This is a genomic window from Syntrophomonas curvata (assembly GCF_052976825.1).
In genome coordinates, this window is record NZ_CM129641.1 from 555,911 (window position 1) to 582,180 (window position 26,270).

Genomic DNA, 26,270 nt, shown 5'->3' on the forward strand with positions numbered 1-26,270 from the left:
AGCCCCCGCTTTATGCGGGGGCTGTTTTTCCGAAACAAGCAGGATAGAAGCATTTTTTGACTAATATCTAGAAAAATAGAAAAGGTTAGAAAGGAAGTGTACGGTTGAAAAAGTATTGTCGTTTTCTTTTCCTCTATCTGCTGGTTATACTATTTTGGGTATCGGTAACGGCTTTTGCAGCAGGGGATACAGGAAAGTCGGCGGCTCCGGTATTCAAGGATATAGGCGGAGATGCCAATGCAGTATATATCAGCTATCTGGCTAAACGAGGTATTATGAGCGGCTTCCCGGATGGAGCTTTTCATCCTGCTGAGGGTATAACCCGGGCTCAGGCCGCAGTATTGGCAAGCAAGATATTGGGACTAAAAGGCGGCCCTGATGCCGGCAGCTTCAGTGATATGGACGCATCGCACTGGGCGGCGGGTTACATCAACGCAGCAGCTGGGGCCGGATACATAAAAGGTTTTCCTGATAACACGTTCAGGCCGGAGGAAAAGCTGAGCCGAGCCCAGGGAATCAGCCTTTTTATGCGTTTATCCCGAGAAGATACGAGCCAGGCAGAATTGCCGGTACTGAGCGATATGGATAACAGGCACTGGGCAGCTCGACCGGTAGCGGCGGCCCTGGCGGCGGGCATGGCTGGTCTGAGCCAGGATAAGAATAGCTTTTACCCTGACCAGGAATTCCGCCGGGGCGACCTGGCACGGGCTCTGGGAGTGCTTCTCACCCGGGACCCGGAGCTAAGTCGTGCCGGCCTTAGAGCCAGCCTGAAAGTAAAAAGCGGTGAAGTACAGGTAAGCCAGGGAAGTAAAGAAGCAAAGAAATCCATATTTGTATCTCAGCCAACGGTACGGATGGTTCCAGTACCAGTGTAAGTCTGACCGCTGGAGAACAGGAGACTGCCTATAGTCTGGCAGTTGCACCGGGTGACTACCGATTTTCCTATTATATAAATGAAGTTGGACCTAACCCTGCAAACCTTTTCCCAATCCGGTGGCGGGGCTGGGGGCGGTTCGGGTGGCATCCCTCCTGAGGCCATCGCCAACCATTCCGTACTGCTATGCGTAAAAGCCTTCAATATTAACAGCAGCGAATATAACAGTACGAATATAGCGGCAGTAGCAGGTACCTGTGGTCTCTACTACAAATCAGCTCTGGCCAATACTGCCGGCATGTGGTTTGACCTGCTAGCCCCGGATGCTGTCAGTGAAGCCTATTTCAGTAACCCGGACAATGCCGTGTCGTCTCTGGTGCTGGGAGCAATCTGGGAGTATTCAGGCGGTGTTTACTTTGGCAGTCAAATCAGCCGGGGGTGATTTTATATGTTATTTAAAGCCTTTATCCTTGGATTTTTCAAAGTGCAAGTCCAGACCGGATAGGGAATAGACTTTGATGGGATGGGTAAATCCCTTGACCAGTTCCGCGCCCACATAGTGGAGGGAGTCTTTGATTTCCCCCGGTGGCAGAAAATCGTAAGAACGCTCCGAAATCAGCACCAGGGTCTCGAAGAGTTTGGTCAAGGCTTCGGTACGGGAAGCCAGGTTCACATCCTCGCCGATCAGGGTATAGTCCATGCGTTCGGGGCTGCCAACGTTGCCTACTACTGCCGGGCCGGTATTGATGCCGATAGCGACCAGCAGAGGAGGGGAGCCATCCTTTTTAGCCCACTCAGCATTAAGCTCTTTGATGGCATCTTGAATTTCTACAGCTACCCTTATTGCTCTTTCCACATGGTCTTCATAATATATCGGGGCGCCGAAGAACGCCATCAGGCCATCCCCCAGATATTTGTCCAGAGTACCGCCATGCTTCTGGATAGTGCGGGTCATAACGGTAAGATACTCGTTAAGACGGGTAATTACATCTACCGGGTCTTTGTTTTCACTGTAGGCAGTGAAGCCGCGGATGTCGGCAAACATAATGGTAACCACCCTCTTGGCGCCGCCGAGCTCAACACTGTCAGGGTCCTTCATAAGCTCCTCCACCACATCAGGGGAAACGTAACGGGAAAAAACCGCCCGGGTTTTACGGCGTTCCATCTCGGCCTGGATAAAGTCGGTGGAGGTGACGACAACATAAGTCAAAAGGATGAGAATCAGGGGGGCAGCCAAGTTGAGCCACCAGTGATAGTGCCATAAGCCGTATACCAGGCCGATGCTTACCGCCATTATGAGCAAAGTGCCCAGCAATCCTTTCCAGGGGCCCCGCCGCCCTACCAGCACTGCGGTGAGCGTCCCGCCGAAGAGCAGGAACAGGAAATTATGCAGCGGACTTACCGGCCGGTACCAGAGATTGGACAGCATACTTTGGGTAATGGCGGCATGGATCTCTACCCCCGGGGTCTCAGGGGAGCCGTGCTTTACCATGTTACTGGTAGTATAGGGGGTGGCGTATACGTCATGTTCATCCTGGGTGACAGAACCGACAATGGCAATCTTATCCTTGAAGTATTCCGGTGCAACTTTGCCGTTTAGCACATCAGCGTAGCGAATATTCTTAAAGGTTTCCCGCGGCCCCCAGAAGGCGGGCATGGCTTTGTTTTCATGGTCGATGGGGATTTTATAGCCCTTAATGTCCAGATAGCCGGGGATGATTTTTAAGTCTTCCACGCCCAGATTTTTCGCAGCCAGGTAGGTGGCCAGATCCAGCGAGGGAATAGGGAATTCGTAGGTATTAACATCCACCAGGGTAGCGCGGCGCACTACCTGGTCTATGTCAGTAGGGGTATTTACAAAACCGATGCCGGACGTATGCTCCATAAACATCTGGTGGGGAAACTTGATGTATTGCACCTTTTCTCCGTTGTCACCGGTTTCAAAATCGAACTCAAAGGGTAGGATCACCCGGCCGTGGCGTTCTATAGCTTGGGCAAAAGCTTTATCCCCTTGCGGTTCTTTCAGGGAACCGAAGGTGAGGTCGAAGGTGACTACCCGTGCCTGGCTCAACTTGTCTACCAGGTCTGCATGCACCGAACGCGGCCAGGCCAGAGGGCCAATTTGTTCAATGGAGTAATCGTCTACGGCAATAACTACTACTTCGTCACCAGGATGTTTAGCCCCGCTCAGGCGGAACCAGGAATCGTAAAGCTTCATTTCCACCCGGGTAAAAAGTCCAACCACTACCAGCAATTGAACAATAAACAATAGTATAATAGGGATGAACAGACGGTGATTAAAAAGGGCAGAAACAATCGAACGCAGGCGTAGCCCGGTTAAACGTTTTTCCGAAAGCACAGAACAAAACCTCCCCAAGCGCCTACCAGGCGTATATGCTGAGATCCTATGGTACAGCATGAACCAACCGCCGGTTCCCGGATGCTGAGGCCGGTAAAGGACAGTGGTACCACTCGTGGCCGCAGGCCGTAATCACGGATTAAAATACAGGTGTTTTTTGACGCGGAATAAAGGGAGCATATCTGCGTTAATCCCAATCTATCCGCCACATTAACCGTAAGCGGCAACGAACATCCGTGCGCCCTATGGGGGCGCGGGCCGCATCCGTTTAAGTCTAGCGCCGCGGCAATTTACCGGAAGTATACTCCTGTACACAGATATTGCCCTCCTCCAGGAAAGCTATTTCCGGGTAGGGCCGTTTATTCTGATCATCACTGGCCCGTGATATTCTGCTGCCGATACGGATCTGGCTGGGAGCCAGATTGAGGGCAAAAACCACACAGTTCTCCTTGCCATAATAACCGGCATGGGCTATGCCAGCCAGTTTACCCAGCACAATGATATCGCCTGCCGCAGTAATTTCTGCACTTTCGTGCACATCACCCCAGATAACCACTGAACCTTCTGAGTGCAGTTTCTGACCGCTACGAAGGTTTCTGCGTATAATTAAATCCTTATTGCCCGTATTAGAAAAAGCGGGGTCGGGCTTTTTTGATTCGGCTGCAGAAGAAGGAGGGGGGGGACCGGCGGTCTTTTCCAATATGCTGCCTCTGCTGGGGGTATTATTGAGAATCATACCGTTATCCAAGCATAGTTTCTGTAATGCGATGAGCTCATCATGAGACAAGGATTGCAGCCCCTCACCCCGGAAAATAACCCGGGAACCGCTGAATAATTGCTTGTTGGCAACTATCTTATCTTCCAGTAAAGAACGGTATTCCTCAAAACTGCCTTTTTCAAAAACCATAACCAGACTGTCATTTATTCCTTTTACTTTTAACATTTGAGATTCTACCTGCCTTTTAGGGGTATGCTGATATCCAGAGCGGCATGTCTACCCTCAGTTATGATTTTTACCTCGGGAACTCCCTCAATTTCAACATGCCGGGCAATAACCTCAATAATCTCTTCCTTTATGACCTCCATGAGCTGAGCCGAAGTTCCCAAACGGTCATGAGTCAAGACCAACCTTAAGCGATTGTTGGCCTGGCCTTTGCTAGAATTATCTTCGCCACTAAAAACCCTTTTCAAAAAATTTAGCACTTTATAAACCCCCTTTAATTACCAGGGAATAAGTTGCGCCCGAGGCTTTTAACCCGGTTCCAGAACGAAATTTCTTCAAAATTCGGGAAATCAACGTGTTCACCCAGCATCCGCCGGGCGATGTTGTTGAACGCGGTTGCTGCCTGGGAACGGTCGTTTAAAATAATAGGCTCACCCTTGTTGGTGGAGACGACGACATTTTTATCTTCGGGGACTACCCCCAGCAAATCAATACATAAATGTTCCATCAAATCCTCGATGCTTAACATGTCCCCGCTTTTAACCATATCGTTTCTAATCCGGTTTACTACCAATTTTATATCCTTGAAATTAGCTGATTCCAGCATGCCTATGATTCGGTCGGCATCACGAACGGCTGACACCTCAGGGTTAGTAACTACAATGGCCCGGTCGGCTGCGGCTATGGCGTTCCTAAACCCCTGTTCGATACCGGCCGGGCAGTCGATAAATATGTAGTCAAACTCAGGCTTCAGTTGGGTACAGAGCTCTTTCACCTGCTCTGGGGTAATATCATCTTTATTGCGGGTCTGAGCCGCGGGCAGCATATGTAATTCAGGAAAGCGTTTATCCTTAACCAGAGCCTGTTTCAAAGTGCATTCGCCTTCTATAACCTGGACTATATCATAGATGACCCGGTTTTCTAGCCCCAGAATAAGGTCCAGTTTCTTTAATCCTATATCGAGGTCCATGACCATTACTTTATGGCCCAGCTTGGCCAGCGCACTGGCAACATTGGCCACCGTCGTAGTTTTTCCCACTCCTCCTTTACCGGAGGTTACAACAATGACTTGACCTTCTGCTGTCTTATTACCCATTTAAATTGGCCTCCCTTAGTTTGTTGAGCAAGAAATAAGCAATCTTTTTATTAGACAAAAGCAGACACATATATATAATTCTAAATCATAATCAGGTCTGAATAAACTGCTATTTTTGGAAAACATAACGTAAAACCCCCAGAAAAGTGTCATGAGCCCGGGGAGGGCTCATGCGGAGAGGGAATGTGATGGAATTTATATTTAGTTAATTGGGGGGTGAAGGTTACTTATAATATTACACAAGTCGACACTAAATGACAAGATAGTGGATATATATATTTTTTATCTCTAACATTTTTTATATTTATAGGGCTGTTTTCACATCTCAAATGTCTTTACTTGATTTACCAGGCGATACTATATAATATGAAGATAATTTAATATATCCTGCCGGCAGCAGCCATCATAAGCTGCTTTAATAGGGAAAACGGTGAGAATCCGTTGCAGTTCCCCTTACTGTATTAAGGACGAAACCTGTATACAGCCACTGACCGGGCATCGGTTGGGAAGGCACAGGGATTAGGATGACTTTAAGCCAGGAGACCTGCCGGCAGTAATGACTACTTAACTTCTGGGGATAAGAAGGGAGGATTAAGGGATGGTATACAAACCTTTGCCTTTATTATGCCCCGGCCTTTAAAAGTCGGGGTTTTTTAATGGTCAGGCCGTAAATGGCTATACGTTCTGGAGGTGGATGAATGTTTAAATCATATTTAAAGGCATGTTTTAGCAGGTTGATAATCGTTATTTTGATGCAGATGCTGGTATTCAGTGTTTTCGTTGGCAGGGCTGAAGCGGTCAATCCTGACAGTATCAATACTGCCCGCGATAAGTTACTGGGATATTATAACCGGATGGATAACTGCAATGCCTGGGAGGTTTTAGCCATGCGCTGGGCTGCGGTGGAGTGCGGAAGTAAATATTCACCTGAAAATGCTGTGTCAGCCAGTGATTATGCCCGCAATATTATTGGGGCGATTGCCGGACGGCAGGATAGCGCAGTAATCGACGCCAATATTGCAGAGCTTGGCGCTATGCAGAATGGGGATGGAAGCTTTGTCAACGGTGCCAATGCCAGCCTGAATCAAACGGTCTGGGCGGTAATCGCCCTGGATTTCGCCCGGGTAAATGGCTTTACAGTTAATTACCAGCGGGATGATGCCGTTGCATTTATCTGCAGCAGTCAGGATGGCAGCGGTGGCTTTGACGAAAGCGGCTGGGGTGTTGATGTAGATTCCACCGCCCACGCCCTGATTGCCCTGGCGCCAGATTACCGGCAACCGGGCAAAGATACCGTAACTGCAACCGTAAATACCGCCCTTGCATATTTCAAGGAGCAACAACTTTCTTCCGGTGGTTTTGGAAGCTGGGGCAGTGAAAGCCCGGACTCAATTGCAGCAGTAATTGAAGCGCTTACAGCCTTGGGAATAGATCCCTTTGCCGACGAATGGATAAAGGGGGGGGATAATATGGTGGATGCCCTTCTTTCGTATCAAGCCAATCAGGGATGGTTTGTTTACAGCTGGGAGCCTTCAGGGTGGAATGACCCCACCGTGCCCAATCGTATGAGTACATATCATTCCTTGCTCGCTCTGGGGGATCTTGTGCGGGGACAATCAAAATACCATACCGTACTGCCTGATACCAATGGCTTGTGTTTTACCGTGCAATCAGCGGACCGTTTCAGCTTGGATAATGATGCCAGCATGAAATATGCTATCTGCAATGCAGCTAACCACCCTGTTCCGGTTCTGGTGCTGGCAGGACTCTATGATACCGCTGGCGAACAGCAGTCAATACTGACATCACTCGGTAAAATCCTGCAACCGGGGGAGAGCGCAGATTTCAGCAGCGCTTTCACTATCCCCGCCAGAGGTTCTTATGAGGTGCGGGTGTTGGTCTGGGACAATTGGGATGACAAAAACCCCCTGGTTACACCCAGTGTAATACCGGTACATTAGGGAGGCGAATATGATGACCAAGAGGTTTCTTAGCTTCCTGGTTTTGGCCGTGCTGCTGTTATCTCCGATGCCTGCTCTGGCGGATAGCGCAGTTGATGGCAACCAGGTGACAATATCGGGACACGCCGGGGCGGGGCAATGGGTAAGCCTGATGGTGGAACGGGAGGATGGCAAGAAGTCATATGTTAACCAGGTGCGTGCCGGTAGTGACGGCAATTATCAATTCCGTTTCTCGTTGGACCGGGGGCGCTATAATGCTGAAACTGCAGCAGGAGGGCAGGTGCAACAACTTCCATTAGTGGAAGTGAACAGTGACCTTGTTGATCCAGGAGGGGGAGGCGGAGGAGCAGAACCACAGCAGTCAACCGCCTCGATCAGTATATGCGGCGATGCAGGAACTGGTACTATCCTTCCCAATGCTAACTGGAACTGGGCAGGCAGCTGTACCGTTCTGGATGCCCTGAAGGGCGTATTGAACCAGAATAATATCAGTTACAGCATATCCGGCGAATATGTCCGAAGCATAGCTGGCCTGACGGAAAAGAAAGAGGGATACCCCCTGAGTGGTTGGTTGTTCAGGATAAACGGCATCTTTCCCGGTACCGGTGCCGGTAGTGCAATAATACGAAATGGCGACCGGGTGGAATGGCTGTATACACTGGACGGTGGCAAGGATGTAGGTGCTCCTGCAGTGATAGCGAATAAGCCGCTGGAGATTAAACAGGGGACGGTTGATTTATCCGGCCCGTATGAGCAGGCGCTTGGCAAGCTGAAAAAAGGAAACGTGGTCTTAAACCAGGGAGATCGGATGGCTGCTGCAGAAATGGATAAGCTGCGGCAGATTCTTATAGAAAACAGAGTTGATATTATTAAAGAAGCGGGCAGGGAAGGGGGGATTATGGCAGACAGTGAAGTTTTCCTTAAGATACCGGAAGGGGCCCTGACTCAAAACACAAAAATAACCATTAAAGAAACCTCGCAGGATAAACCGGAAACCGCTGCGGTGAGATTGTTTTCATCGATTTATGAGTTTGGACCTGATGGCTTAAGATTTAACCGCCCGGTTACCATGGCCATAAAACTGGCTGTTACGGATGAGGTCGATCTGGATTTATTAACACCTGCCTGGTTCGATATCCAGACCCGGCAATGGGTAAAGATTCCTGCTATAATAGACCTGAAAAATGGTCTGGTAATATTCCAAGTTGACCATTTTACCAGTTTTGCATTGATTGCAAAGGGGAAAGAGATAACAGGGGACAAAAGCGGCACTTCCAAGCCCCTTCCATCCTTCGACGACATTGACGCCCGATTCGACTGGGCCCGGGAAGCTATCGAAAGCCTGTCTGCAAAGGGAATTATTAAAGGTACAGGCAGGGGATATGAGCCGGACCGCAGTATTAACCGGGCGGAAATATTGGGATTATTGATAAGAGTAAAAGGGGCGGATGTAGATAAAACTGACCCCGGGTTCGAAGATGTGAGTGAAGACAATTGGTGTTATAGCGCAATTGCCGCTGCCGCCCGGCAGGGATGGATAAGCGGGTATCCGGACTCCACCTTCAGACCTTATGACCCGGTTAGCCGCAATGAAGCTGCTTGCTTGTTAAACCGAATCTTCCCCTCCGGGACCTCGAAATCCAAACCGGGCAATACCGGCTTCGCTGATGGGGATGAGATTCCCGGGTGGGCACGGGAAGCGGTTTTTGACCTGCAGCGCCGGGGGATATTCAGCGGCTATCCGGATGGCAGCTTTGGAGGAGATGGCAAGCTCTCCCGGGCGGAGGCCGCAATGATAATCTATAAATTAACGCTATAAGGTGGTAAGAATTTGCGAAAAAAATCCGTACTGGCAGTGTTCCTGATACTGATACTGTTACTGTCGGGATGCAGTCATTCCCGGCAGGCTGCGGTATCAGATGCACCGGTTGGTAAGGGGTTAAGCCAATCAAATAGCACCTCCCAGAAGCAGACCGACAATGAAACCGCCCATCCAATTCAACCAGCTTCAGTGGATAAAGGCAAGTCTGCTGCCAGTGAGCCGGAATCCGAAGGCGGCAGGGCTGGTGAAGCTGAACCCCGGAGGGGGGAGTCAAGGGCTCATCTGCTGGTCACCCGGGATTACGGTGAGGCGGTAATTTTTAACCAATGGGTGGCGGTTCAGGACCAGCAGGACGCTTTAAGCCTGACCGAATCTTATTTGGATGTCAAAACCTCCTACGGCGGATCTTTTATCAATTCCATAAACGGTCTGACTTCAGGATATACCGGCAAGATGGCACTAAACCGAACGAAACAGGACTGGTTTTTTTATATCAACGGAATCCTGGCTGGCAGTGGCGCGGGAGATGTAAAATTAAGCGATGGCGATGTAATCTGGTGGGACTACCATGACTGGGGCTCAGCCGCTTTTACTCCGGCCATGATCGGGGCCTTCCCCCACCCCTTTACCAATGGGGTTTTACTGGCCTATTCGCCTTCGGCTAAAGATGCGTCCGGCCTGCTGGCGGCAAGCTTGGGCAGCCGGGGTATAAAAACGGTACAGTTGCGGGAAGTCAATAACGAAGTAATAAAGACGAGGCCGCAACCGGTTATTTTACTGGGGCTGCGGGAAGAAATAGCAGCACTGCCGGCCATACAGGCGCTAAACTCCAACCCGCACCGGACCGGTCTTTTCTGTGGGTTTAGCGATTCCGGCTTTAAATTGCTTAATGCGGCTATGCAGGAGGGGCAGGCGGTTGCCCAGGGAGGCTGTGTTTGTGTGCAGGCTACAGCCAGCGGCATGGGTGATGCCAACCCCCTCTGGCTGATGGTAGCCGAAGATGAAAAGGGGCTGGAACGAGCAGTTGCGTTTTTAAACCAGGGCAGCATCAATCCTGATTATGGCTGGGGAGTAATGCTTGATCCGCAAGGGGTTACTCCTCTGCCGCTGCGCTAAAACCGTTTGGTGCTTAAAGGGGCGCAGGCCAAGGCCCTTGGGAAAGAATCGGAAAAAGTATATGATTATCAAGGAGGATGAACGGTGGGTATAAAATTCAAAAAAACAATTTTGTGCCTTTGGCTGCTTTTTTTTAGCGTATGCTCAACCGCGGCGCCAGTGGCGATGGCGTCGCCGCCTGTCGGAACGGAGGCCGAAACGGCTGCAGGTAAATGTACCGATTACCTCCAGCAGCATTGCCAAGCCGAACAGTTTGACTGCTTTACCGGTTGGACCCCCATAGCTTTGCGGGCTGTCGAGAAGGATTTCATGGATAGCCGGTGGCAGGGTGAAGCGGCTGTGGCAAAGCTGGAACAGGATATAAAAACAAAACTGGTCTCGGATCTGGACATAACTACCAGCCTGGCCCGATACATGATTATCCTGCAAGCTGCCGGTAAAGACCCGGCCGATTTTGCCGGGCAAAACCTTATCAGCCGACTGGAAAAAAAACAGCTGCCCTCGGGTAAATTCCCTGACAGCATTAATAACGGCGGAGAAGAGCTGGTAAATGCACACATCTGGTCAATGATAGCCCTGTCTGCAACCGGTGCCAGTCAATGGGATAGGGGAAAAGCGATTGACTGGCTCAAGGAGCAGCAGCACCCCGACGGGGGGTTTAACTTTCTGACTGGAGATACCGACGCGGATGTCGATGTCACCAGCGCAGCTATTATAGCGCTGGCCTTAAGCGGACCGGAGGCAGATCCTGTGCTTGCCAGGGCTGTAGACTACCTGCGTCATGCCCAGTTGCCCGGAGGCGGCTTTGCCAGTTGGAAAACCGAAAATCTGGAATCAGCTGCCATGGTAATGCAGGCCCTGGTGGCGGCAGGAATAGACCCGGATCGTGCACCCTGGTCGCGGGGCGGTCAGAAACTGATAGACATAATAATGTCCTACCAGCTTAAGGATGGCTCCTTTGCCCATATAAAGGACGGGAAGGGAAATCTCATGTCCAGCGAACAGGCGCTGATGGCACTGGGCGACTATATCCGGGGAGAAAGCGTTTATAAGAGACTGGCCCCCCAAACGGGCCGGATGACGTTTAACGATTTAAAAGCCAATGATCCCGCTTATACAGCAGTAATGAAACTGGTCGAACAAGGGGTGATGACAGGTTATCCGGATAAAAGCTTCCGCCCGGCAGCCGGTATCAGCCGGGCAGAATTTGCCCAGGTGCTGGCCCTGGCCAAAGGGGGAACAGTGCAGACCTTTCCGGGTGATAAGGATTTCCTGGATGTAAGTGATTCGCACTGGGCCCGTAAAGCGATTGCCTATTGTACAAGAATGGGATGGATGCAGGGCATAGATAGCGCTCGTTTTGCACCGGACCAGCAATTAACTGGTGCTGAACTGCTGACGGTTGTTGTAAAGGTTATAGGTTTACCCGTAAATGAACGGCAGGCGGATGCCGCCTGGTACCAGCCCTATGTAGAGGCAGGTACCGGTAAAGGCCTTATATACCCTGGTTTTAAGGCTGAGAGCAATGCCACCCGGGGGCAGTGTGCCGTAATGATGGACAAGGCTTTAAAATAACCCGGGCTGAAAGAGGGTTTCTTTACTGCCGCGGTTAAGGAATCCTCTTTTACTGTCCTGAACAAGCTGGCGGTTATGGTCGGCTGGAAACGGACCGGCCTTTATAGTAATAGCCTGGCTGTGCCACCGGGCCAGATTCCTCAAGGCGTCAAGCTGTTCTTTCCGTCCCGCCCTGGCCTTGCGCAGGGCTCTTTCCAGGGTGGTATATGAATTCTCAATATCTTTCTCATTGACCGGGAAGGGAAAGCCATCTTTACCTCCATGGGCAAAAGAGTAACGCACCGGGTCAGTAAAGCTGGGTTTAACCCCGTAGGCCACCTCGGCAACCAGGCAGAGCGCACGCAATGTTCCCGGTCCCACTCCAGGTATGGCAAGCAGCTGCTCAAAATTTTGAGGCTGCTCCGCATAAACCGCATTCAAGGCTTTATTAAGATAGGAGCTTCGGGGAATACTGTGTCTGCGGGGCAAAGCCAGGGTGGGCAGCGTTTCTTCCATTTGTTTAATTTCACCGATGATTCGACTGGGCTGCCGGCACGCTATTTTGCTGCTCAGGTCACGTATTCCTCCATTTTCCCGGGAGACCAGATTAAGAGTATCGGCAGCTCTATCACAGCAAATAGCTGCCTGAGGCTCTTCGGTAAAATCGGCCAGCTTTGAACTGAGCCAGTGATAGCGTCGGGCCTGCCGTAAGTCCTCATTCATCCCCTGCTGGACAATAGCCCACTCACCAGCGGCGGTAAAGACAAAGAAATGATGATAAAGCTGAAAGCCGTCCTGTACAGCAGTGTTATCAACCTTGGCTGCCATTCTGCTGGCATAAATCAGCTCTCGGGCTTCTGCTGCTACCGGGTAGTGTTCCAAGACCGAGATAATCTCGGCCGGAGTTTTGCGAGACGCCTTGCCTTTGCCGCCGGCAAAATACAGGCCCGCCCGCGGAGCTATGTCCGCCAGGCCCTCTTTAACAGCTCCGCAGACAGTAGTGGTTACCCCGGAAGAGTGCCAATCAAAACCTACCACGCAACCCAGAGCCTGAAACCAGTAAGGATCCGATAATCTCCTTAAGACCTCGGCCGTGCCCTTGTCCTCGATAATCACTTCAATTATAGCTGCGCTCAGGGCCTTCATGTGAGTAAACAACCAGGCCGGACATTTTCCTCCGTGCAGCGGAAGGCTGGCATTTCCTGTTTTCATATAACTTTATCTCTCCATCAGCGTTGGATTTAAACCGGCAAGTACTTTTTTCCCAGTATAGCATAAAAAACGGTCTGCGAACAGGTGTTCGCAAAACTCGACAAAGTCCTTCTTTGCCTGAAAGAAAGCTCTGTTATATACTGTATTAGAAAATAGACGAGTAAGCTTGATAGTATTGGGGAGGATTCATCAAATCGATTATGAGTGCATATGCCTGCACTTAATATTGTTTAAACGCGAAATTCGCATTAACTTTTAAAAAGTGGGAAGGAAGGCATAATGGTTAGATTCTTTAAAACCCTGGGCCTGCTCATAACCGGGCTGGTTCTGTTTGCGCTTTTCTTTATCCTGGGAGCGTCCCTGACCCAGACCATGCCCAAAGTACTTCTGGTAGGGACGGGAATTAAGCAATGGGAATATCAACCCCGGGAACAGAGTGTGCTTTATTACAGCGATGGTCAGGAAATGACGCGTCTGGGATATAAAAGGATATATAGCGAGAATTTTCCTGAATTTTTAAAACAGGCCGTAGTTGCTGTGGAAGACCGCCGTTTTTATGAACATAATGGATTGGATACGAGGGGGATAGGCAGAGCTATTTGGAATAATCTCCGTTCCGGCAGCAAGACCGAAGGGGGCAGTACTGTTACCCAGCAGCTTGCCCGTACCCTGTTTCTGAGCCAGGAAAAGACCTACACTCGAAAAATCAAGGAAGTTCTCATAGCGGTTGCCATTGAAGAAAAATATGGCAAAGATGCTATTCTTAATATGTATCTGAATGAAATCTATATGGGACGGGGCTGCTCAGGCATACCCTGCGCAGCCCGCTCCTATTTCGGCAAAGATGTCTGGCAGCTTAACAAGGCGGAAATAACCATGCTGGTCGGAATTATCCAGGCGCCCGAAGCATACGCGCCGGAACGCAATTTCGAGGGTATGAAGGCCCGGCAGGATACCGTAATCAATGTGTTGCTGGAACAGGGTCTGCTGAGTGTTGACGAAGCTGCTGCCCTTAGAGAACAGCCCCTTCATATAAAGGAGTCCACCCCTGACAGCCGCCGTCATCCTTATCTTGCCGGCTATATAAGCAGCAAGCTGGAGAGTATGCTGGGCTCCAAGAGCCTTTATCAGGCAGGCTTAAAAATATACACTACGGTCGATAGTCGTATGCAGGACGCGGCCGAAAAAGCAGTGCAGAAACAGGCGCGCTCCCTGGCTTACCAGGGCATTGCCGCACGGGATATTGCGCTGGTTTCCATAGATCCCGCCAGTGGCGCCGTTAAGTCCATGGTTGGCGGGGTGGATTTTCAGAAAAACCAATTTAACATGGCGGTTCTTCCCAGACAACCGGGATCAGCCATCAAGCCCTTGTACTATGCGGCTGCTATGGATAAAGGAATTATTAACCCCGATTCGACAGTAAATAACAAGCCGCGTGATTTTGGCAATTACAAACCGAAAAACTATGGCCCGTCCCCGGAAAAAAGCAGTGTCAGGAATGCTTTGGTCAATTCCTATAACGTTGCCTCGGTGGAGGTTTTGAACCAACTGGGGGTCAATGAGGCTTATGCCTACCTGGAGCGATGGGGAATAACCACCCTGCAGGAAGAAGACAAAAATCTGGCCCTGGCTTTGGGGGGAATGAACAAGGGGATATCGCCGATACAAATGGCGGCAGCCTTTGCGGTCTTTCCGGAGCGCGGTAAATATCACGAGTACTATTGCATTGAGCGCATTGAGGATGCCGGCGGCAGGGTGGTCTTTACCAACCGCTCGAATTCCTGGCAGGTTATCAGCCGTAGTACTGCGGATATGATGGACAGTATACTGAATGATGTGGTACGCTGCGGAACCGGCAGCCGTGCTGCCATAGCCATCAAGAGCGGGGGTAAAACCGGAACTACCACTGACAGTCGCGACCTCTGGTATGTAGGTTATACCAGGGAACTGTCCACTGCAGTCTGGGCCGGCAATAGTGATGGGACCGTAGTAAAAGGCTACAGCAGCTATGGGGGAAGTATATCCGCACCCATCTGGCGAGATTATATGAATACGCTTTACTATGGCAAGATCTTTTACGAAAAGCCGGCGCCAACACCTCCGGTTGAGGAAGAATTGCCGGATGAGGGCGAGCTTGCACCTGAGGATGAGCTGCCAGGCGAGGAGATACCCCAGGATGAGGAAGAAACCTCGCCTGATAAAGGGGGAGAAGGGGGACAGCAAGAGGAACTGCCACCTGCTGGAGAGGAGAAAAAACCTCCGGTAATACCCGAGCAGCCGGAGGAAAACCCTGCAGGCGGAACCAGTGGCCTTCCGCAATTGCCGCAGTAATCCTGTACTTGTTTCAATTTACCTTACCGGCTGTTATGCAAGCTTTATTCCGAGGGTATGAGGGCTAAATGACAGGGGGGGAGCAAAATGAGATACGAGGGTAATATATTCAGGCCTTTTAGTGAAGCCAGGAGCTATTTATTGCAATGCACTATCGGATGTTCTCATAACCAGTGCACCTTCTGCGGAATGTACAAGGACAAGCAGTATCGGGTACGCGGCCTGGAGGAAATCAAGACTGACATTATCATGGCTAAAAACTATTATAATGACCTGGAAAAAGTCTTCCTTTGTGATGGGGATGCCATTGCTGTTGATACCGATACCCTGCTGGAGATACTGGGATTGTTATACAGCGCCTTCCCATCCTTGCGTCATGTAGGCAGTTATGTCGGCCCCCGCAGTATCCTGAATAAGTCCATGTCTGAATTAACAGCGTTACGGGCAGCAGGTCTTACCAAGGCTTACCTGGGGGTAGAAACCGGGGACGACCGCCTGTTAAAGGATATCAGGAAAGGAGTCGACAGCCGGGAAATGCTTAAAGCCGGGCGGAATCTGGTCAATGCCGGGATGAATCTTTCCGCCATGGTTTTATTAGGACTGGCCGGCCGGGGAGGAGGTTCCCGGGAACATGCCCTGGCTACGGCCGGGATAATTAACGCCATGAGGCCCCATTATCTGGCTGCTTTAACCGTAACCCCGGTTCCCAACACTATTCTCTTTCGGCAGGTCGGTTCGGGACAGTTTACAGTACCGGATGCCTTTGAAACCCTGGAAGAAATGAAATGTTTATTGGAAAACATAACTATTGATAATCTCAAATTTGTTGGTTCCCATGCCTCCAATTACCTGCCTGTCAGCGGCACCTTGCAGAGGGAGCGTCAGAAAATGCTGGATACCGTAAACAGTGTATTGGAAAGCCGGGATAAAAGGTTCTTGCGAAGTGAGAACATGAGAGGATTATAGCAGACGAAAGATTATCAGCTGGAAATATTATAATTTATCCCACCAGTGAAATCCGTTAAAAAGGAAAACACCTATAATAGTGGCTACCAGCCCTATACCCAAGCATAAACCCAATATCAGAACAAAAATAGTTCCTTCATCCATGATATCACCTCGGAAGTCTTGCTTGACCTAATATTATCATGTATTTTCCAGTCAAGCTAATCTTTTTACATATTTATATGCCGTATTAAGAAAATATTTATTAATCCCGCGCTTTTGGCCTCTATACCATTCTATGACCCTTATCCGTTACTGGCAACTTATTACCTCTACTTGCTTACTATAGAGCAGGGAGAGGTGAAGATAATGCGTATTTTTAAACCGAAAATAGGAGGGGTTTATGCCCATACCCTGTCCACCGAGCCCTGGTCGCCTCCGGGGGTTTCGCTCATGGCAGCGCGGCGAATGTGGCCGACTACCCGGGGAGAAGGGGCAGTAGTTGCGGTAATTGACACCGGAGTTGACTATAAGCATCATGACTTGGCTCCTAATATAATAGGAGGCAGGAGTTTTGTGGCAGCGGAGCCGGACTATATGGATTACAATGGCCATGGGACTCATGTGGCCGGCACCATCGCGGCCCGGGGCCAAATCCTGGGTATGGCTCCGGATGCCGGAATATTGGCAGTAAAGGTTCTCAACAAGAATGGGCAGGGGAGTTATAGTGATATAATCCAGGGTATTGCCTGGGCACGCCAGTGGGAAGGCAAGAAGGGGGAGCGGGTCAATGTCATCAACATGAGCCTCGGCGGCCCGTTGCCTAACAATGCCATGCACCGGGAACTGGTTAAAGTCGCTCAGGAGGGTATTACAGTGGTATGCGCGGCAGGTAACTCAGGCGACGGCAAGGATTACACCGAGGAAATATCCTACCCGGCTTATTATACCGAATGTTTGGCCGTAGGAGCGGTAGAGCTCAATACCCGGGCAGCAAACTTCAGCAATTCCAATGACAGGATCGATATTGTGGCACCAGGGGTAGAGACCTACTCCACTTACCCCGATAATCAATATGTCAAACTGTCCGGCACCTCTATGGCGTCCCCGCATATATCTGGTGCAGTGGCCCTTATATACTCCCGCTACTTTATGCGTTTTAAAAAATACCCTGCTCCGGAATATTTAAAAGACCTTCTCCATTACCAAGCCATAGATCTGGGTAAGATAGGGTTTGATAATCTATATGGCTTTGGTTTGTTCAGCTTTAATATTGATGGGGGCAAGGCAATAAGGCTTATCCCGGGAAGCCGCAGATATTTCGTCAACGGCAGGGAATACCACTTGCAGGAAGAACCTGCATGGCATGATAGTTCTGCCTCGGCCTCCATGCAAGAGCTCTGCAATCTGTTAAGCTGCGACAGCACAGCACTACCAGCCGACACCAGCCCCGATAATACCGGAGGGCAAATAGACATCTGGAACTGAAGCTTTTTCCCTACCAGGGCGTCGGGGTTCTAGCAGAGTGCAGCGGAATAAGAGATGCAGGGGCGGCACCCGATCCTGGTTACGGTGTTTTATAGACCGAACTAAAATTACCAAGTCAAAAAAAAGGAAATTCATTGAAGATTGTAGAACAAGTATATAGTCGGATGGTAGTTAGTACTGACCTTAATGAAGGGGGATGAGTTTATGGCTGACAAACTACACATCTTTGCTGTGTCAGACTCTGTAGGTGAGACTGCTGAAAAAATTGCGGTGGCTTCTGTTTTACAATTTAAAATGGAGCGGAGCATAACTCGTTTCTCCCGGGTAACCAAGGAAGAACAGGTGGTTAAGATTATAGAACAGGCGGTTGAAGAAGATGCCTTGATTATCTATACCATTGTTATTCCAGAATTGTCCCGTTTCTTGGATAAAAAAGCTCAGGAGAATAATGTTATTGCGGTTAATGTCATGTCGCCGCTTTTCGCGGCTATCCAGGCCAAAACCGGCTTAAAACCTGAATATATTACCGGCTTGACGCATACAATGGATGACCAGTACTTTAATCGCATGAAGGCAATTGAGTACACCATTGAACATGACAATGGCCAGAATCTGGAGACTATAGGCGAATCCGATTTGATTATTCTGGGGCTTCCCCGGACTTCAAAAACTCCCCTGTCCATGCACCTGGCCAATCTGGGGATAAAGGTAGCCAATTATCCCATTGCCCTTGATACCCAGATACCCGAGGAAATTATGGAGCTAAAAGGTAAAATCCCCATGGTAGGATTGACCTGTGATATAGATACACTTATGGAATTACGCAAAGAAAGGCTCAGAAGCTTCCGGATTCCAGAAAGCATTGAGAGCCTGGATGAAATGGTGGCTGAAGAGCTGGACAATGCCTATCGCATTTATGCCAGGCTGAAATGTCTGGTAATAGATGTTACTTTGGCGGATATAGAAGAAATAGGCAACACCATTACTCATAAGTTCAACCTGCCCTTGCGGGTCACTCATCACCGCTTTTAACACACATATTACAGATGGTAACAGGGGAGCTAACTCCCCTGTTTTTCTATGTGGTTCTCTATTATAGCATTACAGAAGATGGGTACAAAAAGCGGGTCAAATTGTCTGCCGGCAAACGCCCGGAGCTCCTGAAGAGCCTCTTCCGGTTTGCGGGCGGGGCGGTAGGGGCGATTGGTGGTTATGGCGTCATAGCTGTCAGCAATACTTAGCAATCTTGATGCCAAAGGTATCAGGTCACCGGCCAGCCCGTCTGGATAACCGGTGCCATCGTAGTTCTCATGGTGATGGCGGAGCACTGGTATAAGGTGAGGAAAGTGCCCGGACTGTTGCAGCATTTCAGCACTGAGCAAGGGATGTTTTTTGACTGCCTCCCATTCATGGTCAGTGAGCGAATCCTGTTTGCAGAGAATTTCTTTAGCCACTCCTAGCTTCCCGACATCGTGCAACAGAGCCGCGAAATACAGATTTTTTCTGTCTGCAGGAGAAAGAGCCAGCTTTGCAGCCAGCAGATCACAGTAAGTGGAAACTCGAAGACTGTGGGCATAGGTGTAATGGTCGACCAGGTTGATTATTTTGAGCAGGGTACATGCAATAAGGAGAAACTCTTCCTCGGTTTTATCCATGGTTCGGAGGGTTGCAAAAACATCTTTAAATCTACTCACATTGCTGTAATTATATTCTCTAATATCGTGTAACTCCATTTCCGCCATAGAAACCAGTTGCCTGGCATCATGGGCCGGCTCCGGGTAGGAAGCAATGCCTGCATATGGCTCCAGCCTCCGGTTTTCATCCCCGGGCAGGGCGATGTCTCCCAGTTTGCTTATCATATCAACTATCCGGGAAGTGGTTACTTTTTTGCTCATACCGGTAAAAAGCACCGCAATCCTGCAGGCATCATACCGGCTGATGATGATATTTTTATCGAAGATATTTTTTTTCAGTATCTCGACTGCTTGCTTGATCACTAAATCATGGGTCAGAAAACCCTGATTTTCACCTGAATAAGTGGGCTTAAGCTCAATTAGTGCCAGGGTCAGCCGGGTACGGGTAGTAAGGGTCAGATGAATTATTAATTCATGGAGATAGTGTCGATTGGGCAGTCCGGTGAGCTCATCATAATATTTATATTGATAGACGGAAACAGTGTTTTTGCATATACCCAGCGCTTTAACCAATCTGCCCCAAACAGACGACAGGTGCAATTTTAACATTTGGAAATCACTCCTTTTATTACCTGTACTGTAATGTATTTTATGGAATGTGTTTTCTTTTGTTTCCCTAAGAGGGATAATATTCCCGAAAAAATGGTTCGGGATTGGCTAAACCTGCGCATGGGTCTGGAGGTTAAAAATGTTTTATGTTTATATTTTGCAATGCGGTGACAATACCTTGTATACAGGCTACACCGTTAATATAGAAAAAAGAGTGGAGAACCATAATGCCGGCATAGCCAGCAAATATACCCGCAGCCGCTTACCAGTAAAATGTGTCTATACTGAACAATGCTCAAGTAAAAGTGAAGCCCTGAAACGGGAGCGGGAGATTAAAGCCTTAACCCGCAAACAAAAGCAGGCACTTATTGCAAGCTATAATAAAACGGCTGACAACTCCCAATAAGCGAGAACGGAGCCAGGGCGAACGCAACAGGCTTACATAAAGTACTGCATGGAGGGCCAAAATAAGCTTAAAGACGGCAAAGGAGTTGTAAGCTTATGGAAGTAAAAAAAGGAGATATCATTTCTAAAAAACAATTTCTGGAACAAGGACTTTATGCCAAAGAAGAGTATGAGGGGTTGATAGTAGGTTCCGACCGGAAACAACGATGCTACAACCTGGGAGTACAACTGGACGAGGAGCGGATAATGGTGGTCGACCAGGCCCGGGAAGACGAGGTGGAAGATAAACTTCGCAACTGGGTCCCCCAGATACGGGAAATACAGAGAAAACATGGTTCAAGTGGCGAACTGCACAACTATAGCAAGTTTTAAGGAGGGGTGTTGATGAGCAATCTTACCCGGATTAAATCAGCAGAGAAATATGAAACCCCCATCATGAGTATGGATGAATTTAAGATTGGACTGCTCGAAAAAGACCGTATACCAGGTTTGCTGCTTCGCTCTGATGAAAACGGTTATTACGTCATTGGCATTCAGATAAACGACAACGAGGTGGTAAAAGTGGAATCGGCTCTCGAAGATGACGCTATGCGCAAAATCATGTACTGGTCAGACAGAGTGGAGCAGATTCGGGATTTATATAATAATGGAGCACCGGGTTTGTAAGGTTTGAATGACTTCACCATCTGGCTTCGTGATGCCGGTATCGCAATAAAATAGGAACGATTCGCTTGAAAGTTGAAAGCCTCTGGGAATCCAAGTATTGACTCCCGGAGGCTTTTTGTTATGCTCTTTTGTGCACTGTCAGCCAATTTCCCGGCCAGGTTAAAGACAGGCCGCAATAGAAATAAGTGGCTATAACCTGTAGTTAAGTCGTAAAATGTAAAAACATAACCGCTATTAACATATTTTATCGAAAAGCAGGAAAATGCTGCCTGGCAAACGAACATTATATAGCATTATATATTATAAATTCCTGTTTATCCATTTCCTTTAACCAGGTTTCGACTTAAAGCTAATGCCTTAATCTCCGTTTTGGCTCCGAATTATGCCAAAAGCACCGGTTGATTAAGAGAACATAAAATTTTAATTTGGGAGAGGCGTGTCGTGTAATGAAAAAATACTTACATATACTCTGGTTGACTTTATTGCTGGTTCTTGTGCAAGTGGGTGCAGCCCATGCGGTACAGAATCACATAGTCAAAGAAGGCGATACCCTGTGGGATATTGCCAACCGATACGGTGTCAGCGTTGATAGCCTCCAGCAAAGCAATCGCTTGGCTTCAGACCGGCTGCAGATTGGCATGAAACTCACGATTAATTCTTCCGTACCAACAAAGCCGGAGAAATCCCAAGCAGCAGCGGATGCCGATAATGTGTATATTGTGCGCAGCGGTGACAACCTGTGGACTATTGCCCGCAATTTTAATATGACGGTCGAGCAATTAATGAGCCGCAATAACCTTTCCTCAGATCGGCTGGATGTGGGGGATAGGATCTATGTGACCGGACGTCCGGCAACCGCAGCAACCCCATCGCGAGCTATTTCTCCCAAGCCTGTAGTTGCCCCGCCGCCGGTTGAGCCGGAAGTAGCTGATAGTGAGTTAAGCCCGGGAGCAAGTGTATGCCAATTAGGAGCCAAATATTTGGGGACTCCATACCGTTATGGTGGTTCCAGCCCATCCGGTTTTGATTGTTCCGGCTTTGTCGGCTATATATTTAAGCAGTATGGCTATAGTCTGCCCCGCACTGCGGATTCCATATATGGTGAAGGAGTAGCTGTGGATAAGTCCAATTTGCGGGAAGGCGACCTGGTGTTTTTTAAAGGGCCGGGAGCTTCCTGTATCAACCATGTAGGTATTTTCGCCGGCAATAACCAGTTTATTCACTCAAGCTCAGGAAAGTCCTGGGGTGTTACCTATTCTTCCCTTGACGCTTCTTACTACTTCCAGTATTATGCCGGGGCTAAGCGTATTCTGCCGGAATAAAGCGCATAAAAAAATATCTACAGTAATAAGGATATTATCATCAGGAGATGATATGGGATTATGATTAAAAACTCCAAAAATTCAAGCAAGGCGTGTATAATGCTTGCGATAGCCGTTTTTGTGCTCGCAAGTTTTTTTATAATAGCATCTTTAAATAATAGCTATGCCCATTCCAGCGGTAAGGAGATACCCGCCCTGAACCAGGTTAAGGTCAGCCATAATGCTGTGCCGGTTGCAGTTAAGAAGACCGATCTGGTAATAGCTGATAAATATATTCCCGGCATAAAAATAGACATGCGCTATGCCGGCGATAATAATGTGTATGGCCAGACAATATATGATGATGCAACGGCTTACTTGAGGCAAGGTACCGCCGATAAACTTAAAAATGCCCAGGAAGAATTTCAAAGCCGGGGCTACTGCCTTAAAATCTGGGATGCTTACCGGCCGCCCCGGGCCCAGTTCAAATTATGGGAAATTTGCCCGGACCCTCGTTATGTTGCCAACCCGTATAAAGGTTATTCCAATCATACCCGGGGATGTGCCGTGGATGTCACCCTGGTGGGTCAGAATGGGCAGGAAATCGAAATGCCCAGTACGTTTGACGATTTTGGCGGTCGGGCTGACCGCAGCTATCAGGATGTTAGTCAGACTGCTGCCGCTAATGCCAAAATGCTCGAAGAGGTCATGACTCGGAATGGTTTTGCCACCATTGCTACTGAATGGTGGCATTTTGATGACAGCGAGAAAAGCCTCTACGGGGTGGTGGAAGCACCGCCCATCAAGAAGGATAATTCACCGGCATTTGCAGATTGGCAGGCCGGCAACTATCAGCCAACATGGCTTTCTGGAGATGACGACAGCCGCCGTCTGGTGGACGAAGCCATAAAGCAGGGACTGATTCAGGGATACGGCAAGGGGGCAAAGCGCTATCTAGGTCTGAGCCGCTATATGAGCCGGTCGGAATTTGCAGTAATGCTGGCGCGGGTTCTGAATCTCAAGATAGAAAAGGATGATAGCGGCGACTGGTATCGGCCCTATATTTCGGCCTTGATCAGGGCCGGGATAATGACTGAAGCCAGCGGCCGGGATTGGAACCAGTATATTAAGCGGGAGGAAATGACCCGATGGCTGGGAAGTGCGCTGCAAGTTAACAACTACCAGGCGGAAAGCCGGGAGGTTGCCGGAGTTAGCGATCCTCAAGCCCGGGTAGCCATAATCGCCGGATTGGTGAAAGGTGACAGCGAAGGTAATTACAACTGGCAAAAAAATGCCGAGCGCATCCACGGAATCATAGTTCTTATGAAGCTTCAGCAGGCGTTAAACCTGCCCCCTGCAGTAAAGGGAGAACCTGGAAGCTTCGGGACGGGACAGCGGCAGATAATAATAAGTGCAATCGGTGATTGTACCATAGGGACCGATTCCAGTTTTCCTTATGTGGGAAGATTTGATGCTACCCTTAAGGCGGTGGGGAATGATTATGCTTATTTCTTCAGCAAGGTCAGGAGTGTTCTTGAGAACGACGACCTCACCATAGCCAACCTTGAAACCACCTTGACCCGGGCCGATAGAAAGGCGGATAAAGGACATCAGGGGGTTGCCTATTTCTTTAAAGGAGACCCTTCGTATACCGAAATCTTAAAGCAAGGCAGTATTGAGGCGGTCAACATAGCCAATAATCATTCTTTTGATTACCTGCTGCAGGGTTACCAGGATACGATGAGTAATTTGAATAAAGCAGGAATTGTGTTCTTTGGCTATGACAAAAAGGCAATTGCCTCCGTAAACGGGCTTGAGATCGGTATGCTGGGATACAACGTATTGGGGCGACTAGAGGAAGGTATCAACATCGGAGGTCTGCAGAAACAGATTGCGGATGACATTTTAGCGATGAAGCAGAACTGTGATTTGGTTATAGTCAGCTTCCATTGGGGTATCGAAGGTTCGCCTCATACCAGTAAACAGCAATCGGCTTTGGGACACTTCGTTATTGATAACGGAGCTGACTTGGTGCTGGGGCACCACCCGCACGTAATCCAACCGGTTGAAAAATATAATGGCAAATATATAGTATATAGTCTGGCTAACTTCTGTTTCGGGGGAAACCATAACCCGCGCGACAAGGATACTTTTATATACCAGCAGACCTTCATATTTACCGATGATAATAAATTGGCGGGGTCGTCCGAAGCTAAAATCATTCCTTGTTCGGTATCCTCGGTCAGCAACCACAACAACTTCTGCCCCACGGTTCTTGAAGGTGAAGATGCCCGGAGAGTATTGCAAAGGGTAGGGCTGCAGGCAGAATAGATTTTTAGATATGTCCGGGTGGGCTTGAATTTATTCTGACTATAAGGTACAATATTTCTTGCGTGTCGGGATGTGGCTCAGCTTGGTAGAGCGCCTGGTTCGGGACCAGGAGGCCGCAGGTTCAAATCCTGTCATCCCGACCATTTTAATGTACTAAACGATATATCGAATTTACCGGCCCTTGCGCTGTCTCAAAAACAGGCAAGGGTTTATTATTGCCTAGTTGGATATGATAAGGCGAGTTATTGCTTATCCAGAAATAGCTTAACTCGGGATTGGAACTCCTCAGTTGCAAGAACCTGATTTAGGACCCAGCTTCACTCTGGAAGCCTTCTCCTAAGCTTTTTCCATGCCCGGCCTGCAATACCGATGTTTCTTTGGGATAACAAAAAAGCAGGTCTGGAAATCGATTATGTGTAAGTTTGCCATCCATATATTTAAGCTTGCGAATTACTAATACCTTTCTTTCCCCGTCGCTATAAAACAAAATCTTTTGCGGCCACCAGCAATATTCAACCGGCCATTACAGCACGGCGCGGACATGAATTAGGACCCTTGCTCCTAACAAGTGATTGGGGAGCAGATTAATATTCATGTTTACAAGATAATAGAGAGCATGTAAAATAATATTATAGTTGGATAATTTATACAATAAAGTAAAAAAGAGAGGATAAAAACCTTATGAGCAGGCCCTCATACGATCTTGATCATGCCAAACAGTACATAAGCAAGGAAAAAACTATAATAAGCATTCCCCAAAAATCATTACGGTGGCGGGAACGCATCGAACTTCTGGTTGACGAGAACTCTTTTCAGGAACATGATTCCCATTTGTCTTCATGCAATCCTCTTGCCTTTCCCGATTACGAGGCTAAAATAACGAAAGCCGCGCATGATTCTAGTATCACAGAAGCAATAGTCACTGGAAACGCAAGGATTGGAGGAATTCCGGTTGAACTTGGGGTTATGGAATCAAAATTCATGATGGCCAGCATGGGTTCTGTAGTTGGAGAAAAGGTGTGCAGGGCAATAGAGCGTGCCGTTATAAATAAACATCCCTTAATAATCAGTGCCTGTTCGGGAGGCGCCCGTATGCAGGAAGGGATAATATCCCTCATGCAAATGGCTAAGACAACCAGTGCACTGTCTCGGCTCCACCATGCTGGGCTGCTGTTTGTTTGCATTATGACAAATCCGACTACTGGTGGAGTCCTGGCAAGTTTTGCATCTCAAGCAGATATAATTATTGCTGAATCTGGTGCACTGATTGGGTTTACTGGCCCTAAAGTGATGCAGACTGCCATCGGTCAGCAATCCCATGATGATATCCAAAGATCTGAATCACTGCTGGAGCATGGTATGGTTGATATCGTCGTGGACAATCCTCAAATGCGTGACACATTGATCCGGTTACTCAGATTACATTAGAGATTAAGATTAATATCAACCATCCGAAAACACAGGGATCAGTATTCCTGGCTGGACTTTTGGAAATGCAAGCTAAAACTGAGTTATGATAATGCAGAAATAAATCTGCGTGTTTGATTGGTCACAGGCCCGTTTCTTTAAGCGTTTTCAGCCTTCTCAATTCCTATGCTGAAGCATAATCGAAAGGAATGGTCA

Annotated in this window: 22 protein-coding genes, 1 tRNA gene and 1 riboswitch; of the genes, 17 read left to right on the plus strand and 6 right to left on the minus strand. The window is 48.6% G+C overall.

The annotated features are described in order from the left end of the window. Positions 1-104 precede the first annotated feature (104 nt). Both ACU70B_RS02550 and ACU70B_RS02555 read left to right on the plus strand, forming a co-directional pair. Positions 105-875 (plus strand): S-layer homology domain-containing protein, encoded by a 771-nt coding sequence (locus ACU70B_RS02550; protein ID WP_447184794.1) that lies wholly within the window; start codon positions 105-107, stop codon positions 873-875. 78 nt (positions 876-953) lie between these two features. Beyond that, a complete protein-coding gene (locus ACU70B_RS02555) occupies positions 954-1,316 on the plus strand; it encodes a hypothetical protein (protein WP_447184795.1) in 363 nt (120 codons plus the stop codon). A gap of 9 nt (positions 1,317-1,325) precedes the next feature. Here the strand turns inward: ACU70B_RS02555 and ACU70B_RS02560 are convergent, their stop codons facing one another. The 4 genes from ACU70B_RS02560 to minD form a co-directional block, all read right to left on the minus strand. Continuing rightward, positions 1,326-3,233, minus strand: a complete 1,908-nt coding sequence (locus tag ACU70B_RS02560; protein ID WP_447184796.1) for a CHASE2 domain-containing protein — start codon at positions 3,231-3,233, stop codon at positions 1,326-1,328. A 274-nt stretch (positions 3,234-3,507) separates the two neighbouring features. Further along, a complete protein-coding gene (locus tag ACU70B_RS02565; protein ID WP_447184797.1) occupies positions 3,508-4,176 on the minus strand; it encodes a septum site-determining protein MinC in 669 nt (222 codons plus the stop codon). A gap of 8 nt (positions 4,177-4,184) precedes the next feature. Next, on the minus strand, positions 4,185-4,436 hold the full coding sequence (locus tag ACU70B_RS02570) for a cell division topological specificity factor MinE (protein WP_447184798.1): 252 nt from the start codon (positions 4,434-4,436) through the stop codon (positions 4,185-4,187). 14 nt (positions 4,437-4,450) lie between these two features. Further along, on the minus strand, positions 4,451-5,272 hold the full coding sequence (gene minD, locus ACU70B_RS02575; protein ID WP_447184799.1) for a septum site-determining protein MinD: 822 nt from the start codon (positions 5,270-5,272) through the stop codon (positions 4,451-4,453). A gap of 374 nt (positions 5,273-5,646) precedes the next feature. Beyond that, positions 5,647-5,838: riboswitch (cobalamin riboswitch) on the plus strand. Positions 5,839-5,970: 132 nt separating this feature from the next. Here minD and ACU70B_RS02580 point away from each other — a divergent pair. The 4 genes from ACU70B_RS02580 to ACU70B_RS02595 all read left to right on the plus strand — a co-directional run bounded on the left by ACU70B_RS02580 (position 5,971) and on the right by ACU70B_RS02595 (position 11,746). Beyond that, positions 5,971-7,233 carry a prenyltransferase/squalene oxidase repeat-containing protein gene (locus tag ACU70B_RS02580; RefSeq protein WP_447184800.1) on the plus strand — a complete coding sequence of 421 codons (1,263 nt, stop codon included), beginning with the start codon at positions 5,971-5,973 and terminating at the stop codon, positions 7,231-7,233. A gap of 10 nt (positions 7,234-7,243) precedes the next feature. Continuing rightward, entirely contained in the window at positions 7,244-9,052 is a 1,809-nt protein-coding gene (locus ACU70B_RS02585) for an S-layer homology domain-containing protein (protein WP_447184801.1), read from the plus strand. Between the two features lie 12 nt (positions 9,053-9,064). Further along, positions 9,065-10,171, plus strand: coding sequence for a DUF4430 domain-containing protein (locus tag ACU70B_RS02590; protein WP_447184802.1), 1,107 nt, complete (start codon positions 9,065-9,067; stop codon positions 10,169-10,171). A gap of 84 nt (positions 10,172-10,255) precedes the next feature. Then, positions 10,256-11,746, plus strand: coding sequence for an S-layer homology domain-containing protein (locus tag ACU70B_RS02595; RefSeq protein WP_447184803.1), 1,491 nt, complete (start codon positions 10,256-10,258; stop codon positions 11,744-11,746). Here ACU70B_RS02595 and ACU70B_RS02600 read toward each other — a convergent pair. After that, complete coding sequence (locus ACU70B_RS02600) at positions 11,738-12,937, minus strand: DUF763 domain-containing protein (protein ID WP_447184804.1); 1,200 nt, start codon at positions 12,935-12,937, stop codon at positions 11,738-11,740. The two genes, ACU70B_RS02595 and ACU70B_RS02600, sit on opposite strands and share 9 nt — an antisense overlap. Before the next feature lie 279 nt (positions 12,938-13,216). On the opposite strand from ACU70B_RS02600, the gene ACU70B_RS02605 reads away from it, so the two are divergent. The 4 genes from ACU70B_RS02605 (at position 13,217) to ACU70B_RS02620 (ending at position 18,733) form a co-directional block, all read left to right on the plus strand. After that, complete coding sequence (locus ACU70B_RS02605) at positions 13,217-15,268, plus strand: transglycosylase domain-containing protein (protein WP_447184805.1); 2,052 nt, start codon at positions 13,217-13,219, stop codon at positions 15,266-15,268. 87 nt (positions 15,269-15,355) lie between these two features. After that, a complete protein-coding gene (locus ACU70B_RS02610; RefSeq protein ID WP_447184806.1) occupies positions 15,356-16,234 on the plus strand; it encodes a radical SAM protein in 879 nt (292 codons plus the stop codon). 348 nt (positions 16,235-16,582) lie between these two features. Next, a complete protein-coding gene (locus tag ACU70B_RS02615) occupies positions 16,583-17,701 on the plus strand; it encodes a S8 family peptidase (protein ID WP_447184807.1) in 1,119 nt (372 codons plus the stop codon). A gap of 204 nt (positions 17,702-17,905) precedes the next feature. Beyond that, positions 17,906-18,733 carry a pyruvate, water dikinase regulatory protein gene (locus ACU70B_RS02620; protein ID WP_447184808.1) on the plus strand — a complete coding sequence of 276 codons (828 nt, stop codon included), beginning with the start codon at positions 17,906-17,908 and terminating at the stop codon, positions 18,731-18,733. A gap of 29 nt (positions 18,734-18,762) precedes the next feature. On the opposite strand, the gene ACU70B_RS02625 is transcribed toward ACU70B_RS02620, so the two are convergent. Further along, entirely contained in the window at positions 18,763-19,944 is a 1,182-nt protein-coding gene (locus ACU70B_RS02625) for an HD-GYP domain-containing protein (protein WP_447184809.1), read from the minus strand. Positions 19,945-20,083: 139 nt separating this feature from the next. On the opposite strand from ACU70B_RS02625, the gene ACU70B_RS02630 reads away from it, so the two are divergent. The 7 genes from ACU70B_RS02630 (at position 20,084) to ACU70B_RS02660 (ending at position 26,075) form a co-directional block, all read left to right on the plus strand. Beyond that, positions 20,084-20,350 (plus strand): GIY-YIG nuclease family protein, encoded by a 267-nt coding sequence (locus tag ACU70B_RS02630; RefSeq protein ID WP_447184810.1) that lies wholly within the window; start codon positions 20,084-20,086, stop codon positions 20,348-20,350. Between the two features lie 95 nt (positions 20,351-20,445). Continuing rightward, complete coding sequence (locus ACU70B_RS02635; RefSeq protein ID WP_447184811.1) at positions 20,446-20,721, plus strand: hypothetical protein; 276 nt, start codon at positions 20,446-20,448, stop codon at positions 20,719-20,721. Positions 20,722-20,733: 12 nt separating this feature from the next. Next, positions 20,734-21,015 (plus strand): hypothetical protein, encoded by a 282-nt coding sequence (locus ACU70B_RS02640; protein ID WP_447184812.1) that lies wholly within the window; start codon positions 20,734-20,736, stop codon positions 21,013-21,015. A gap of 446 nt (positions 21,016-21,461) precedes the next feature. Further along, positions 21,462-22,337: a C40 family peptidase gene (locus tag ACU70B_RS02645; RefSeq protein WP_447184813.1), complete on the plus strand. Its 876-nt coding sequence runs from the start codon at positions 21,462-21,464 to the stop codon at positions 22,335-22,337. A gap of 99 nt (positions 22,338-22,436) precedes the next feature. Then, entirely contained in the window at positions 22,437-24,647 is a 2,211-nt protein-coding gene (locus ACU70B_RS02650; RefSeq protein ID WP_447184814.1) for a CapA family protein, read from the plus strand. Between the two features lie 66 nt (positions 24,648-24,713). Further along, positions 24,714-24,790, plus strand: a tRNA-Pro gene (locus tag ACU70B_RS02655). A gap of 538 nt (positions 24,791-25,328) precedes the next feature. Next, the gene (locus ACU70B_RS02660) at positions 25,329-26,075 is read left to right on the plus strand and encodes an acetyl-CoA carboxylase carboxyltransferase subunit beta (protein ID WP_447184815.1); all 747 of its coding nucleotides are present in this window, start codon (positions 25,329-25,331) and stop codon (positions 26,073-26,075) included. Positions 26,076-26,270 lie beyond the last annotated feature (195 nt).